The following is a 16,027-nucleotide window of genomic DNA, read 5'->3' on the forward strand; positions in this document are numbered from 1 at the left end:
TCATGGCTAAAGAATTTCTAATTGAACTCGGTACTGAAGAGCTACCACCAACGCAACTGCGCACTCTAGCCGAAGCATTCGCAGCAAACTTCGAAGCTGAGCTTAAAGGCGCAGATCTCGCACACCAAAGTGTGAAATGGTACGCGGCTCCTCGTCGCCTAGCACTAAAAGTATCCGCACTGGCAGAAGGCCAAGCTGACAAAATAGTCGAAAAACGCGGTCCTGCAGTTACTGCGGCTTTTGACGCAGAAGGCAATGCGACCAAAGCCGCTCAAGGCTGGGCTCGTGGCTGTGGCATCACAGTTGAACAAGCTGAACGCATGGTTACTGACAAGGGTGAGTGGCTCCTGTTCAAACAAGAAGTCAAAGGCCAAGCCACAACAGAAATCGTTGTTGATTTAGCGGCAAAAGCACTGGCAGGTCTGCCAATTGCTAAGCCAATGCGCTGGGGTGACAAGACGACGCAATTTATCCGTCCAGTGAAAACCCTCACTATGCTGATGGGCAACGATTTAATCGAAGGTGAAATCCTTGGTGTTGCATCAAGCCGCACTATCCGTGGTCACCGCTTTATGGGCGAACAAGAGTTCACCATTGACTCTGCCGAACAATACCCAGCGATCCTAGAAGAGCGCGGTAAAGTCATGGCGGATTACGAGGCGCGTAAAGCGATCATCCTAGCTGATGCTCAAAAAGCCGCAGCAGCCGTTGGCGGTATCGCTGACCTTGAAGATGACCTAGTTGAAGAAGTAACGTCTCTGGTTGAATGGCCAGTCGTACTAACAGCGAAATTCGAAGAAGAGTTCCTAAAAGTGCCTTCTGAAGCGCTGGTTTACACCATGAAAGGTGACCAAAAGTACTTCCCTGTCTACGACGACAACAAGCAGCTGCTGCCGAACTTCATCTTCGTTTCTAACATTGAATCGAAAGAGCCACGTTACGTAATTGAAGGTAATGAAAAGGTTGTTCGTCCACGTCTAGCGGATGCAGAATTCTTCTTCAACACCGACCGTAAGCGTCCACTGATTGACCGTCTGCCAGAGCTAGAACAAGCAATTTTCCAAAAGCAGCTTGGTACGATCAAAGACAAAACCGACCGCATTACCGCCCTGTCTGGCTACATTGCCAAACAGATCGATGCTGACGTTGAAAAAGCAACTCGCGCGGGCCTACTGGCTAAGTGTGACCTAATGACTTCTATGGTATTCGAATTTACCGATACTCAAGGTGTTATGGGTATGCACTACGCAAAACACGACGGTGAAGACGAACAAGTAGCCCTAGCGCTTTACGAGCAGTACATGCCTCGTTTTGCTGGTGATGACCTACCAAGCACAGGTATCTCTTCAGCCGTCGCTATGGCTGACAAGCTAGACACTATCGTTGGTATCTTCGGTATTGGTCAAGCTCCTAAAGGGTCAGACCCATTTGCCCTTCGCCGTGCTTCTCTTGGCGTACTACGTATTATCGTAGAAAACGGTTACAATCTTGACCTCGTCGATCTGATCCGCGAAGCGAAAGTTCAGTTTGGTAACAAGCTAACCAATGACAACGTTGAGCAAGATGTTATCGAGTTCATGCTCGGTCGTTTCCGCGCTTGGTACCAAGATGCCGGCTTTAGCGTCGATATCATCCAAGCCGTACTGGCTCGTCGTCCAACTAAGCCAGCAGATTTTGACCAGCGCGTTAAAGCAGTGTCTCACTTCCGTGAGCTTGAAGCAGCAGAAGCACTGGCGGCGGCAAATAAACGTGTAGGTAACATCCTAGCTAAGTTTGATGGTGAACTGGCAGCAGAGATTGATTTGTCTCTGCTACAAGAAGACGCAGAAAAAGCTCTTGCTGAAAGCGTAGAAGTGATGACCGAAGCACTTGAACCTGCATTCGCTACAGGTAACTACCAACAAGCACTAAGCAAGCTTGCCGATCTGCGTGAACCTGTCGATGCCTTCTTTGACAACGTAATGGTAATGGCTGATGACGAGACTCTGAAGAAGAACCGTCTAACGCTACTCAACAACCTACGTAACCTGTTCTTGCAGATTGCCGATATCTCTCTATTACAAAAGTAATCACTAGATAAGACCTTGCTTTAATAAAGCGCTAAAGCCCAATTCCTCGGAGTTGGGCTTTTGTTTTGTCTCGAATCCGCATTTGCCCCAATTTAGTGCTTTTCGTCGTATTGCCATTGATGTATGTTCAAGGATTACTCTATTGGCTAGCCACGCACTAGCTGTTTTAAAACTAAAGCAATGACAACAATGAACTAGGTGCAGTAAGTAATGCAGTTTTCTAAATTTGGTGAAAAGTTTAATCAGTATTCAGGTATAACCCGGTTAATGGACGATTTAAATGATGGCCTACGTACGCCTGGAGCCATCATGCTTGGCGGGGGTAACCCAGCAGCCATCCCTGCCATGCTCGATTACTTCCGACTCGCCAGTGAAGAAATGCTGGAGAACGGTGATCTGATTTCAGCGATGACCAACTATGACGGACCGCAGGGTAAAGATGCGTTCGTCAAAGCATTAGCGGCGCTACTTAAACAGACCTATGGCTGGAATATCAGCGAAAAAAATATCAGCCTAACCAACGGCAGCCAAAGCGGTTTCTTCTACCTGTTCAACTTACTCGCAGGGCAACAGCCTGATGGCTCACACAAAAAAATTCTTCTGCCACTGGCGCCGGAATATATTGGCTATGGTGATGCGGGGATAGACGAAAATCTATTCGTTTCTTATCACCCCGAAATTGAGCTACTCGATAATGGTCTGTTTAAGTACCATGTCGACTTTGAACAACTTAAAGTGGATGAGTCTGTAGCGGCTATCTGTGCTTCGCGCCCAACCAATCCAACCGGTAACGTACTAACTGATGAAGAGATCCACAAGCTGGATAAACTCGCACGTGAAAACAACATTCCACTTATCATCGACAATGCCTATGGTTTGCCGTTCCCGAATATTATTTTTGAAGATGTTGAACCCTTCTGGAACGAGAACACCATCCTATGTATGAGCCTTTCTAAACTGGGTTTACCGGGTGTTCGTTGCGGAATCGTGATTGCCAGCGAAGAAATTACCCAAGCCATGACCAACATGAACGGTATTATCAGCCTTGCCCCAGGGAGCTTAGGGCCAGCCATTGCCAATCACATTATTGCTAAAGGTGACCTACTCAAGCTCAGCTCTGATGTAATCAAACCTTTTTACCAACAGAAATCACAACGTGCTGTCGAGTTACTACAAACCGCCATTAGCGATCCTCGTTTTCGCATTCATAAGCCTGAAGGGGCCATTTTCTTATGGTTATGGTTTGATGAGTTACCCATTACTACTATGGAGTTATATAACCGCTTAAAAGCACGAGGGGTTTTGATTGTACCTGGCGAGTATTTCTTTATCGGCCAAGAAGACGATTGGCAACATGCTCATCAATGTTTGCGTATGAACTATGTTCAAGATGACGAGATGATGCAGAAAGGCATCGCGATTATCGCTGAAGAAGTAGAGAAGGCGTACCAAAAGCAGTAATACCTGACTAACGATTGCTTTCCAAGTCGCTTAAGCAAGGTTCATTACTAGGGATAAGCACTGAAGCAATATCTGCGCATACTTGACGCAATCGCTATAAAGCTCATGCATACCCTATCAAGCTAGATACAAAAAAGAGCACCGCCTTTTTCAAGGCAATAGTGCTCTTTCACTCTTCTTACCGAATATAATCAGCTAGTTAAAGCTAATGACAATTAACCTTCAATCAGGTTTTTGCCATTTATCGCAATCTTACGTGGCTGCATCGCTTCTGGAATCTCACGCTCTAAGTCGACGTGAAGCAGACCGTTTTCCATACTCGCCCCCACGACTTTCACGTAGTCAGCCAATTGGAATTTACGCTCGAAATCGCGCTCTGCGATACCTTGATAAACGTATTGCTTCTCTTCTTCGCTTTTACGTTCACCTTTGACAATCAACATATTATCTTTTTGCGTCAGATCGAGCTGGTCTTCAGCAAAGCCAGCCACCGCCATCGTAATGCGATAGTGGTTTTCATCTTTTTGCTCGATATTGTATGGAGGGTAACCGCCAGAAGAGTTCTTTGATGAATTGGCTTCCATCATGTTGAACAGGCGATCGAAACCAATTGCGTTGCGGTAAAGTGGAGTGAAATCTACAGTTCTCATCATGCTATCCTCTTAAATAAGCAATAGTCTTAGCCGTGAGTTTACGCGGATCGACGGTGTATTCGAACCTGCCGGCTAAGGGATTTATCCTCTACTCCTCGGGCCTCAAAACTTATGTTTACAAGCACAGGGACGCAGTAATAAATCAGTTCAATTGTGTGCCTCTGAAGTTATCCTCTCGTGAGCGATACTTCGTTGGCGAGTCCAGAGGCTCTGTTTCTTCTCTCTTGAGCAAGACAGATTTCCTCTTCACCAATAGATATGTGGATTGAGCAAAATAGTTTCAAGGGAATATTTTCAATTATTTTTCAAATCAATATTTATCAATCACTTAAAAGCAAAAAAGACCACCATTTAGGGCAGTCTTTTAAAGAAGATATTTAGTTTTTTGAGACGAAGCTATTTCGTTTGAGTTCAAGAAGGAGGCGCGGAGCATACGAAGGTATGTGAGCACCTCTGACATAGAAATTAAGCGAAAGAGCGAAGTATCAAAGCTCTAAACGTCTAGGTTTGCTACTTTAAGAGCGTTCTCTTCGATAAAGTTACGACGTGGCTCAACCTGATCACCCATTAGAGTGGTGAACAGTTGGTCAGCACCTACCGCATCTTCAATCGTTACTTGCATCATGCGGCGTGTTTCTGGATCCATCGTGGTTTCCCAAAGCTGATCTGGGTTCATCTCACCTAGACCTTTGTATCGCTGTAGGCTAAGACCACGACGAGACTCTTTAATAAGCCACTCAAGTGCGTCAACAAAGCTAACTACTGGCTGTGTACGCTCACCACGTTTAATATACGCGCCATCTTCAATCAACCCATCGAGTGCTTGTGATAGCTCGGCAAGTTTGGCGTACTCTTTCGAGTTAATCAGATCAATGCTTAGTGCGTACTCGTGAGTCACACCATGTGTACGAACAATAATCTTAGGCAGGTTGAGGCCTAACTCAGCGTGTTGTTCTACTTCGTAGCTGTACTGGCTTGCGCCCACTTCTTTGGCATTCAGTTGCTCAACAAGCTGCTTAGTCCAAGCTTCTACCGCTGCGGCATCGTGACACTGCTCGGCCGTTAAGCGCGGCGTGTAAATGAACTCATGCACGAGTGCTCGTGGGTAACGACGACTCATGCGATCCACCAGCTTGATACCAGAGTTATATTGCTTAACTAAGGTTTCCAACGCTTCGCCAGATAGTGCTGGAGCTTCAGCGTTAACATGCAGGGCTGCATTATCAAGCGCTAATGAAACCTGGTATTGGTTCATTGCGTCTTCATCTTTAATGTACTGCTCTTGCTTGCCTTTCTTCACTTTGTACAGTGGTGGCTGAGCAATGTAGACATAGCCACGCTCGATAAGCTCTGGCATTTGACGGTAAAAGAAAGTCAACAGTAGCGTACGGATGTGCGAACCATCGACATCCGCATCGGTCATGATGATGATGTTGTGGTAACGCAGTTTGTCTGGGTTGTACTCGTCACGACCAATACCACAGCCAAGTGCGGTAATCAGCGTTGCGACCTCTTGCGAAGAAAGCATCTTGTCAAAACGTGCTTTCTCGACGTTGAGGATCTTACCTTTCAGCGGCAGAATCGCTTGGTTCTTACGGTTACGGCCTTGTTTTGCGGAGCCGCCTGCCGAATCACCCTCCACTATGTAGAGTTCAGACAGCGCTGGATCTTTTTCCTGACAGTCTGCCAGCTTACCTGGTAGACCTGCGAGGTCGAGCGCGCCTTTACGGCGTGTCATTTCACGTGCTTTACGCGCTGCATCACGCGCGCGGGCTGCATCGATGATCTTAGTACAAACTATTTTTGCTTCTGTCGGGTGCTCAACAAGGAACTCAGATAGCTTCTCGCCCATTGCTGACTCAACCGCAGATTTCACTTCCGATGAGACCAGTTTGTCTTTGGTTTGGCTCGAGAATTTAGGATCTGGAACCTTAACCGAAATAACGGCTGTTAGACCTTCACGCGCATCATCGCCCGACGTGGCGGTTTTCGCTTTCTTCGAGAAGCCTTCTTTGTCCATGAACGAATTCAAGGTACGAGTTAGAGCGGCACGGAAGCCCGCAAGGTGAGTACCACCATCGCGCTGAGGAATATTGTTGGTGAAACAGAAGATGTTTTCTTGGTAACCATCGTTCCACTGCATCGCAACTTCGACTGCAATACCATCTTCACGCTCTGAGTTGAAGTGGAAGACTTTCTCGATGATCGGAGTCTTGTTGGTGTTGAGGTGATCAACAAACGCTTGAATACCACCTTCGTACATGAAATGATCATGTTTGTCTTCTTCACGCTCGTCACGTAGCTTGATGGACACGCCTGAGTTTAGGAAAGAAAGCTCGCGTAGACGTTTGGCAAGGATGTCGTAATGAAATTCCGTGTTAGAGAAGGTCTCTTCACTTGGCCAAAAGCGAATTTCTGTCCCTGTTTGATCAGTTTCACCAATCACAGACAGTGGTGCCTGTGGCTCACCATGATGATAGGTTTGAGTGTGAATCTGGCCACCACGATGGATAGTCAGTGTCACTTGCTTAGATAGTGCGTTAACAACTGAAACACCTACCCCGTGCAGACCACCGGATACCTTGTATGAGTTATCATCAAATTTACCACCCGCGTGAAGCACCGTCATGATAACTTCGGCAGCAGAAACTTTCTCTTCAGGGTGCATTTCAGTTGGGATACCACGACCATCATCGCGTACCGATACTGAGTTGTCCTCATGAATTGTCACAACGATGTCTTTACAGTGACCCGCTAACGCTTCATCAATTGAGTTATCCACCACCTCAAAAACCATGTGGTGCAGACCGGTGCCGTCGTCCGTGTCGCCGATGTACATACCAGGACGCTTACGAACCGCATCCAGACCCTTTAGTACTTTAATACTCGATGAATCGTAATTTTCAGACATGAGTTATCTTCCACTATATATTTTGCTCTATTGTGCCATGTTCCACATGGAACATCTTGCCATTTTCATCACGCATATCCGCGATCTGGCTATCGGTAATAGAACTTACAAAAACTTGAGCCCCCGTCTCTTTTAAGCAATCCGCTAGGCGCTTACGACGTTGGCTATCTAATTCAGAAGCAAAGTCATCAATCAAGTAGATGCATTGCTTACCAGTCATCTCAGTCAGGTGCTGGCCTTGCGCAACACGCAGAGCACAGACCATCAACTTGAGCTGGCCTCGTGAAAGAACATCCTCGACCGGAGTTCCATTCACTTTAATGCGTAAATCCGCTTTGTTAGGCCCACTGAAGGTGTAACCTAATGCTTGATCACGCTCAAAATTGTTCTCAAGGATATCTTGATACGGCGTATCCTTGTCCCAGCCACGATAATATTTAAGCTGGATATCAAACTCAGGCAAAAAAGCATGACATATCTCTTCTGCCTTCACTTTCAACTGCTCGACATAGCTTGCACGCCACTGACTGATGCTTTCGGCTAAACGCGCCATTTCTTGGTCCCAGTAACTCAGTTCACGATAACTGGTTGCTGTTTTCAGTAACGCATTTCGCTGCTTGTTGAGGCGCTTAAACCGGCCCCATGCATCGTAAAAAGCAGACTCAGTATGAAACACACCCCAGTCGATAAACGAGCGGCGATGTTTCGGCCCATCGGTTAATAAATCAAACCCTTCCGGGTGAATTAACTGGAGAGGTAAAACCTGTGCCAATTGCGCCAGCTTTTGTTCAGATTGACCGCCTATTTTAACCTCTGTTGAGCCATCACGCTGCTTATTAATGCCAATTGGTAGCTCAAATTGATCCGAGTTCAAAAAACGTCCATGAACAAACAGTTCATGGCAGTCATTTTGAATCACTCGCCCCGTCAAAGAGCTCTTAAATGAACGACCATGACCAAGCAGATAAATCGCCTCTAAGACACTGGTTTTGCCACTGCCGTTGGGGCCAATAAGAAAGTTAAAGCCTGCTGACAGTTCAATATCACAGGCTTTAATATTTCGAAATTGCTGAATAATAAGACGAGAAAGCGGCATGCTAGAGTCGAATCGGCATCACCACGTACATTGCGCTGTCATCATCGGCATTCTCAATCAGCGCACTGGCGTTGGCATCTGACATCGAAACTCGAACTTTTTCGCAGCGCAGTGTGTTCAACACATCGAGTACGTAGCTTACGTTGAAGCCAATCTCAATCGGCTCCCCTTCAAAGCTCACATCCAGCATCTCTTCGGCTTCTTCCTGTTCTGGGTTGTTTGCCGTGATACGCATATCGGTATCAGCCAGATTGACGCGTACACCACGGAATTTTTCGTTGGATAGAATCGCAGCACGTGAGAAAGCCTGACGCAATTCATCACAACCCGCTTCGAGTGTTTTATTGGTGCTTTGTGGCATAACACGGCGGTAGTCAGGGAATCGACCATCAACCAGCTTAGAAGTAAACACATAGTTGTTCACTTCCGCACGCACGTTCGAGCTGCCAATTTGCAACACAACTGGTTGCTCTGGCGCGTCAAGTAACTTAACTAATTCCAGGACACCTTTACGTGGCACAATAATCTGCTTTTGCGCAAAATCAGCACCTAGCTCAGTTTGAGCAACGGCCATACGGTGACCATCAGTCGCGACACTGCGCAGCGTAGTGCCATCAATTTCAAACAACATGCCATTCAGGTAATAACGCACATCTTGGTTAGCCATAGAGAATTGGGTCTTCTCCACTAAGCCACGTAGCTCAGCTTGGGTCAAAGAGACTTCAACTTCACTCTGCCAATCTTCAATATTCGGAAAGTCATTGGCTGGCAGCGTTGATAGCGAGAAACGGCTGCGTCCTGAGCGAACCTGAACCCGATCGCCTTCTAGAACAAAGGTGATCACTGAGTCATCTGGTAGACCGCGACAAATGTCTAAAAACTTACGCGAAGGTACAGTAATGCTACCCGCTTCAAATTCGCCTTCTAGGTCAACGCGGCTAATCAGCTCAACCTCAAGGTCAGTGGCCGTCATTGAGAGTACATTGTCTTCAACTTTAAGCAGTAAGTTACCAAGGATAGGTAATGTAGGACGACCGCCTAGTGCCCCAGACACTTGCTGCAGTGGCTTAAGCAGGTGGCTACGCTCAATGGAAAATTTCATAGGATGCTCTTATCCGAATTCGTTATTGTTGCTCGATGCTTAGAATACTGTGAATCTAGAAATTGTGCGAATTATGAAGAGAGTGTACGAATCAAGTTCGAGTAATCTTCTTTAATATCGTGGCTTTCTTCACGTAGCTGTTCGATTTTACGACAGGCATGCAGCACAGTGGTATGGTCGCGGCCACCAAAGGCGTCACCAATCTCTGGTAAGCTGTGGTTGGTTAGCTCTTTAGCCAAGGCCATCGCCAACTGGCGAGGACGAGCCACTGAACGAGAACGACGTTTTGATAGCAGATCAGCGACCTTAATCTTGTAGTATTCGGCAACGGTTTTCTGAATATTATCAATCGTAACCAGCTTTTCTTGCAGAGCTAACAGGTCACGGAGCGCCTCACGAACAAAATCGATGGTAATCGGACGACCAGTAAAGTTGGCGTTAGCGATAACGCGGTTCAATGCGCCTTCTAACTCACGTACATTGGAACGTAATCGCTTAGCAATAAAGAACGCCACTTCATCAGCAAGGTGTATTTGGTGATCTTCCGCTTTTTTCATCAGGATCGCGACGCGCGTTTCTAGCTCTGGAGGCTCGATCGCAACGGTCAATCCCCAACCAAAACGAGATTTTAGACGATCTTCTACGCCATTAATCTCTTTAGGATAACGGTCTGAAGTCAAAATGATCTGTTGGTTACCTTCAAGTAATGCGTTGAAGGTATGGAAGAATTCTTCTTGTGAACGTTCTTTATTAGCAAAGAATTGGATGTCATCAATAAGCAGTGCATCAACACTGCGGTAATAGCGTTTAAACTCTTCGATCGCGTTATTTTGCAGCGCCTTCACCATATCTTGAACAAAACGTTCAGAATGCATGTAGACGACTTTGGCGTTCGGCTTATTGTCAACGATCGCATTACCCACAGCATGCAACAAGTGGGTTTTACCTAAGCCGGTACCACCGTACAAAAACAGTGGGTTATAAGCAGAGCCAGGGTTATCCGATACCTGACGCGCCGCAGCCAAACCAAGTTGGTTCGATTTACCTTCAACAAAGTTATTAAATTTGTGTTTAGGGTTTACGTTGGAGCGATGATTGATGTCGGCGATCGCTTGAGCGTCGTCATCCCACGTTTTGTGGACAGGTTTTCTCGCTTGAAGCTGCGCAGGTGCAGAGGACTCTGCCGCAACATCAGCAGGCGTACGTTTAGGTGCAGGCTTTGGTGCCGCAACTGGGCGACTACCCACTTCAAAGCGTAAACTTGGCACATCATTACCGCAATATTCTTGTAGTAGTCGGTTAATGCTATTGAGGTACTTGTCGCGTACCCAGTCCAAAACAAAACGGTTTGGGGCAAATAGAGTGAGTGTATTGTCATTGAGTTCAGCTTGTAACGGACGAACCCACATACTGAATTCTGTTGCTGGTAGCTCTTCTTGAAGCTGTTGCAAACATTGCAACCAAAGCGAAGATGACACAGTGCCCCCACTCGAAGTAATTGATCGGAAAAGATTGGCAATTTTACCTGTTGATAACCAAGATCGCCAGCAAATGATCGACGATCCAGTGAATAAGATCTAAGTTATTCACAATATTTTCGACATTATTCGCTAGATCCACACATGGTGCCCCATTTTTACTCACACTTTGATCCACATTGAGGCAGTTTGGCCAAGATCCACGTTCTGGTGATAACTCTGTGAATGAAAATGTTTCCAAGAGATCATTTTGAAGGGAATTTTGCGCGCATCGACTTTTCTTTATCCAATATCGCCAAGCTTATTACTCTAGTGTCTAGGTTATTTCTCTTGGTTATTTATCTAAACAACTAAAGTAACAGTAGTATTCCATCCCATAATTATATGGAGTTGTACTATGAAAAACTGGATTAAAGCTGCCATTGCAGCGATCGCGCTGTCAGCAGCCACTGTTCAAGCGGCAACAGAAGTCAAAGTCGGCATGTCTGGCCGTTACTACCCATTCACCTTTGTTGAACAAGATAAGCTACAAGGCTTCGAGGTTGACCTATGGGACGAGATTGGTAAGCGCAACGACTACCAAGTTGAGTACGTAACAGCAAACTTTTCTGGTCTATTTGGTCTACTAGAAACTGGCCGTATTGATACAATTTCAAACCAAATCACCATGACAGACGCTCGCAAAGCGAAATACCTATTTGCTGACCCATATGTGGTCGACGGTGCACAAGTCACTGTTCGTAAAGGTAACGACAGCATTCAAGGTGTTGCCGATCTTGCAGGCAAAACGGTCGCAGTTAACCTAGGTTCAAACTTCGAGCAACTGCTGCGTGACTACGATAAAGACGGCAAAATCACCATCAAAACTTACGACACAGGTATTGAACACGATGTTGCACTAGGTCGTGTCGACGCATTTGTTATGGACCGTCTATCAGCACTTGAGTTGATCAAAAAAACAGGCCTACCATTGCAACTTGCTGGTCAACCATTTGAAACGATTCAAAACGCTTGGCCTTTCGTAAACAACGATAACGGCAAGAAGCTACAAGCTGAGGTTAACCAAGCGCTAGCCGCAATGCGCGCTGATGGTACGCTAAAAACAATCTCTGAAAAATGGTTTGGCGCAGACATTACTGAGTAAACCGTTACACATTTCTATCTCATTTTAGATAGAATGCTCAAACCCACTGCTTACTTTCCTTTGCAGTGGGTTTTGCTTTTTATGCCGTTATTGAATGATTGGGATGCGTTATGGGATTCGATTTTAACTACATGCTGGATCTAATGCCGATACTGCTAAAGTATTTAGGCACGACCATGGAGATGGCGACCTGGGGTTTGCTGTTTTCACTGATCTTATCCGTAATATTGGCCAATATTCGCGTTTTTCGCGTTCCTGTACTTGATCAACTCAGTCAGCTTTACATCAGTTTTTTCCGTGGCACACCGCTGCTGGTGCAATTATTCCTACTCTATTATGGTCTACCACAGATTTTTCCTTGGTTAGTTGGACTGGATGCCTTTGGCGCCGCCGTGATCGGTTTAACCCTACACTTCGCCGCTTATATGGCAGAAAGTATTCGTGCTGCGATTATTGGTATTGACCGCAGCCAGATGGAAGCCAGTCTTTCTGTCGGTATGACAACACCACAAGCGATGCGCCGTGTCATATTGCCTCAGGCCACTCGTGTCGCTTTGCCATCGTTGATGAACTATTTCATCGATATGATCAAATCAACCTCCCTTGCCTTTACGCTGGGCGTGGCAGAAATTATGGCCAAAGCACAAATGGAGGCCTCTTCCAGCTTCCGCTTTTTTGAAGCATTCCTCGCGGTGGCATTAATTTACTGGGGAGTGGTCGTGATACTGACGAGAGTGCAAATCTGGGCTGAAGAAAAACTCAATAAGGCGTACGTAAGATGATCAAACTAGATAACATTCATAAACGCTTTGGTGACACTGAGGTTCTGAAGGGGATCGATCTCGAGATTAACCAAGGCGAAATTATCGTCATTATCGGCTCTAGTGGCACCGGAAAATCGACCCTGCTGCGTACCGTCAACTTTCTTGAAAATGCCGATAAAGGTGTGATCACCATTGATGACGTTAGCGTTGATACCGAAAAACACACCAAAGCGGAAGTATTAGCCTTACGCCGCAAAACAGGTTTTGTGTTTCAAAACTACGCGTTATTCGCCCATATGACCGCGAGACAAAATATTGCTGAAGGGTTAATAACCGTGCGTGGTTGGAAAAAATCCGACGCTCTGCAGCGCGCCCAGCAAATTCTCGATGACATAGGTCTAGGCGATAAAGGCGATAGTTATCCAGCGGCGCTATCCGGTGGTCAACAGCAACGTGTCGGCATTGGCCGCGCTATGGCTCTTCAACCGGAACTGCTGTTGTTTGATGAACCAACATCAGCGCTAGACCCAGAATGGGTGGGAGAAGTTCTTAATTTAATGAAGGACTTAGCGACCAAACATCAAACCATGCTGGTGGTTACCCATGAAATGCAATTTGCCAAAGAGGTGGCCGATCGGGTGATCTTTATGGCGGAAGGAAACATTGTTGAGCAAGGTTCCCCACAGGATATCTTTGGTAATCCACAGGATCCTCGCTTACAAAAATTCCTTCGACAAGTCGGTGCTGAATAAAGATCTTCAATCTAGATCGAACGATCCTTGAGATTTTGCTCACACTACGTATAATCGCCCGGTCGGAATTTTGCGCTTGCACAAAGATTGACACTTTGTGTGACTGTGATTACAATTCCGCCTCTTTGTTGAGAGGCGTCGGTTTGTCCCTCTTTATATATAAAGAAGACGTTATTGCCCACGCCGGGTTAACATTGACCTAAAACTACTGATCAGTAAAGGTAATTATCATGAAACGCACTTTTCAACCTACAGTTCTAAAGCGCAAGCGTACTCACGGTTTCCGTGCACGTATGGCTACTAAGAACGGTCGTGCTACAATCAATGCACGTCGTGCAAAAGGCCGTAAGCGTCTTTCTAAGTAATCTTAGATTATTTTGAAAGCGTACGCGTTCAATCGGGAGTTACGTTTGTTAACTCCCGAGCATTATCAAAATGTCTTTCAGCAAGCTCATAGAGCTGGCTCACCTCATTTCACCATCATTGCTCGTAACAATAGCCTATCTCATCCTCGACTAGGTTTAGCCGTTCCCAAGAAACAGATCAAAACCGCTGTCGGTCGTAACCGTTTTAAGCGCCTTGCACGTGAAAGCTTTCGTAACAATCAACATCAGCTTGCTAACAAAGATTTTGTTGTTATTGCCAAGAAAAGCGCGCAAGATTTAAGCAATGAAGATATTTTCAAACTGTTTGATAAATTATGGCATCGCCTGTCTCGCCCTTCGCGTGGTTAGCAATCGGATTCGTCCGTCTCTATCAAGGTCTTATTAGTCCGCTTATCGGACCACGTTGCCGTTTTACTCCAACTTGCTCTACTTATGCCATTGAAGCGTTAAAAGCTCACGGTTTTGTAAAAGGGTGTTGGTTATCAAGCAAACGTCTATTAAAATGCCATCCTTTGAATGAAGGGGGGTATGACCCCGTTCCACCAGTCCAAAAACAAGACAGAGATAAATAACGATGGATTCTCAACGTAATATCCTGTTAATCGCGCTAGCACTGGTTTCTTTCCTATTGTTCCAACAATGGCAAGTTGCAAAGAATCCAGCACCTCAAGCGGTTGAACAGGCTCAATCAAGCAGTACTCTACCTGCACCATCTTTTGCCGACGAGCTAGATCCAGCTCCGGCGCAGCAAGCGTCTGCTAAAACCGTTACCGTGACAACTGATGTATTGACTCTGTCGATTGATACGGTTGGTGGTGATGTGATTAACGCCGATTTAAATCAATACTCAAACGAGCTTGATTCTGCCGACCCATTTGTTCTGCTTAAGAACGAATCGGGCCACCAGTTTATTGCTCAAAGTGGTCTTGTTGGCCCTCAAGGTATCGACCTAAGCAGCACCAACCGTCCAGCCTACTCTGTTAGCGCAGATAGCTTTACATTGGCAGACGGTCAAGACGAACTGCGTATTCCAATGACATTCACTGCTAATGGTCTTGAATACACTAAGACTTTCATCGTAAAACGTGGCAGCTATGCACTTGACGTTGAATACGACATCGTCAATAAGTCAGGCAACAACGCAACGCTAGGTATGTATGCACACCTTCGTCAAAACCTAATGGACGCAGGCGGCAGCATCACCATGCCAACTTACCGTGGTGGTGCGTACTCGACCGAAGATACGCGCTACAAAAAGTACAGCTTCGATGATATGCAAGATCGCAACCTATCTCTCAACTTAGTTGATGGTCAGGGTTGGGCAGCGATGATCCAGCACTATTTCGCGACAGCGTGGATTCCACGTGATGAACCAGGTACAAGCCTATACACTCGAGTGATTGGTAACCTGGGCGATATCGGTGTGCGTATGCCAAACAAAACCATCGCTAACGGTGATAGCACACACTTCAAAGCAACACTTTGGGTTGGTCCTAAACTACAAGATCAGATGGCGGAAGTCGCACCAAACCTAGATCTCGTGGTTGACTACGGCTGGTTATGGTTTATCGCTAAACCGCTTCACAGCTTGCTATCTTTCATCCAGAGCTTTGTTAGCAACTGGGGTGTGGCAATTATCTGTCTAACGTTCATCGTTCGTGGTGCTATGTACCCATTAACGAAAGCACAGTACACCTCAATGGCTAAAATGCGCATGCTGCAACCTAAACTGCAAGCGATGCGTGAGCGCATTGGCGACGACCGCCAACGTATGAGCCAAGAGATGATGGAACTGTACAAGAAAGAGAAAGTGAACCCACTGGGTGGTTGTTTACCTCTAGTTCTACAGATGCCAATCTTTATCGCACTGTACTGGGCACTGATGGAATCGGTTGAGCTACGTCATTCGCCGTTCTTCGGTTGGATTGCTGACCTGTCAGCGCAAGATCCATACTACATCTTGCCGCTACTAATGGGGGCGTCTATGTTCATGATTCAGAAGATGAGCCCGACCACAGTGACCGATCCAATGCAGCAGAAGATCATGACCTTTATGCCGGTTATGTTTACCTTCTTCTTCCTGTTCTTCCCATCAGGTTTGGTTCTGTACTGGCTAGTATCGAACATTGTGACGCTTATCCAGCAAACGCTAATTTACAAGGCGCTGGAGAAAAAAGGCTTACATAGCAAGTAACCTTAAGTGGAAATAAC

The 16,027-nt window shown here is 46.1% G+C and carries 14 protein-coding genes; 9 read left to right on the forward strand and 5 right to left on the reverse strand.

Annotated features, from left to right (window positions below):
* Nucleotides 1–2 precede the first annotated feature (2 nt).
* Nucleotides 3–2,069 carry a glycine--tRNA ligase subunit beta gene (gene glyS, locus TW81_RS13010; protein ID WP_045956163.1) on the forward strand — a complete coding sequence of 689 codons (2,067 nt, stop codon included), beginning with the start codon at nt 3–5 and terminating at the stop codon, nt 2,067–2,069.
* Nucleotides 2,070–2,279: 210 nt separating this feature from the next.
* On the forward strand, nt 2,280–3,530 hold the full coding sequence (locus TW81_RS13015) for a valine--pyruvate transaminase (RefSeq protein WP_045956164.1): 1,251 nt from the start codon (nt 2,280–2,282) through the stop codon (nt 3,528–3,530).
* Nucleotides 3,531–3,745: 215 nt separating this feature from the next.
* Here TW81_RS13015 and TW81_RS13020 read toward each other — a convergent pair whose 3' ends face one another.
* The 5 genes from TW81_RS13020 to dnaA all read right to left on the reverse strand — a co-directional run bounded on the left by TW81_RS13020 (nt 3,746) and on the right by dnaA (nt 10,770).
* Entirely contained in the window at nt 3,746–4,180 is a 435-nt protein-coding gene (locus TW81_RS13020) for an Hsp20 family protein (protein WP_045956200.1), read from the reverse strand.
* 496 nt (nt 4,181–4,676) lie between these two features.
* Nucleotides 4,677–7,094, reverse strand: coding sequence for a DNA topoisomerase (ATP-hydrolyzing) subunit B (gene gyrB, locus TW81_RS13025; RefSeq protein ID WP_045956165.1), 2,418 nt, complete (start codon nt 7,092–7,094; stop codon nt 4,677–4,679).
* A gap of 13 nt (nt 7,095–7,107) precedes the next feature.
* Nucleotides 7,108–8,190 (reverse strand): DNA replication/repair protein RecF, encoded by a 1,083-nt coding sequence (recF, locus tag TW81_RS13030; RefSeq protein WP_045956166.1) that lies wholly within the window; start codon nt 8,188–8,190, stop codon nt 7,108–7,110.
* A gap of 1 nt (nt 8,191) precedes the next feature.
* Entirely contained in the window at nt 8,192–9,292 is a 1,101-nt protein-coding gene (dnaN, locus tag TW81_RS13035; RefSeq protein ID WP_045956167.1) for a DNA polymerase III subunit beta, read from the reverse strand.
* A gap of 71 nt (nt 9,293–9,363) precedes the next feature.
* On the reverse strand, nt 9,364–10,770 hold the full coding sequence (dnaA, locus tag TW81_RS13040) for a chromosomal replication initiator protein DnaA (RefSeq protein WP_045956168.1): 1,407 nt from the start codon (nt 10,768–10,770) through the stop codon (nt 9,364–9,366).
* A 397-nt stretch (nt 10,771–11,167) separates the two neighbouring features.
* On the opposite strand from dnaA, the gene TW81_RS13045 reads away from it, so the two are divergent.
* The 7 genes from TW81_RS13045 to yidC all read left to right on the forward strand — a co-directional run bounded on the left by TW81_RS13045 (nt 11,168) and on the right by yidC (nt 16,010).
* Nucleotides 11,168–11,914: an amino acid ABC transporter substrate-binding protein gene (locus TW81_RS13045; protein WP_045956169.1), complete on the forward strand. Its 747-nt coding sequence runs from the start codon at nt 11,168–11,170 to the stop codon at nt 11,912–11,914.
* A 110-nt stretch (nt 11,915–12,024) separates the two neighbouring features.
* Nucleotides 12,025–12,696, forward strand: coding sequence for an amino acid ABC transporter permease (locus TW81_RS13050; protein ID WP_045956170.1), 672 nt, complete (start codon nt 12,025–12,027; stop codon nt 12,694–12,696).
* Nucleotides 12,693–13,430 carry an amino acid ABC transporter ATP-binding protein gene (locus TW81_RS13055; RefSeq protein ID WP_045956171.1) on the forward strand — a complete coding sequence of 246 codons (738 nt, stop codon included), beginning with the start codon at nt 12,693–12,695 and terminating at the stop codon, nt 13,428–13,430. Before TW81_RS13050 ends, TW81_RS13055 begins: the two co-directional genes overlap by 4 nt.
* Nucleotides 13,431–13,660: 230 nt before the next feature.
* The gene (gene rpmH / locus TW81_RS13060) at nt 13,661–13,795 is read left to right on the forward strand and encodes a 50S ribosomal protein L34 (protein ID WP_004735800.1); all 135 of its coding nucleotides are present in this window, start codon (nt 13,661–13,663) and stop codon (nt 13,793–13,795) included.
* A gap of 45 nt (nt 13,796–13,840) precedes the next feature.
* A complete protein-coding gene (gene rnpA, locus TW81_RS13065; protein WP_045956172.1) occupies nt 13,841–14,164 on the forward strand; it encodes a ribonuclease P protein component in 324 nt (107 codons plus the stop codon).
* A complete protein-coding gene (yidD, locus tag TW81_RS19080; RefSeq protein WP_084715903.1) occupies nt 14,131–14,388 on the forward strand; it encodes a membrane protein insertion efficiency factor YidD in 258 nt (85 codons plus the stop codon). The genes rnpA and yidD overlap by 34 nt, the downstream gene beginning before the upstream one ends.
* Before the next feature lie 2 nt (nt 14,389–14,390).
* Entirely contained in the window at nt 14,391–16,010 is a 1,620-nt protein-coding gene (gene yidC, locus TW81_RS13070) for a membrane protein insertase YidC (RefSeq protein ID WP_045956173.1), read from the forward strand.
* Nucleotides 16,011–16,027: the final 17 nt, after the last annotated feature.

The organism is Vibrio galatheae (assembly GCF_000967545.1).
GTDB classification, from domain to species: domain Bacteria; phylum Pseudomonadota; class Gammaproteobacteria; order Enterobacterales; family Vibrionaceae; genus Vibrio; species Vibrio galatheae.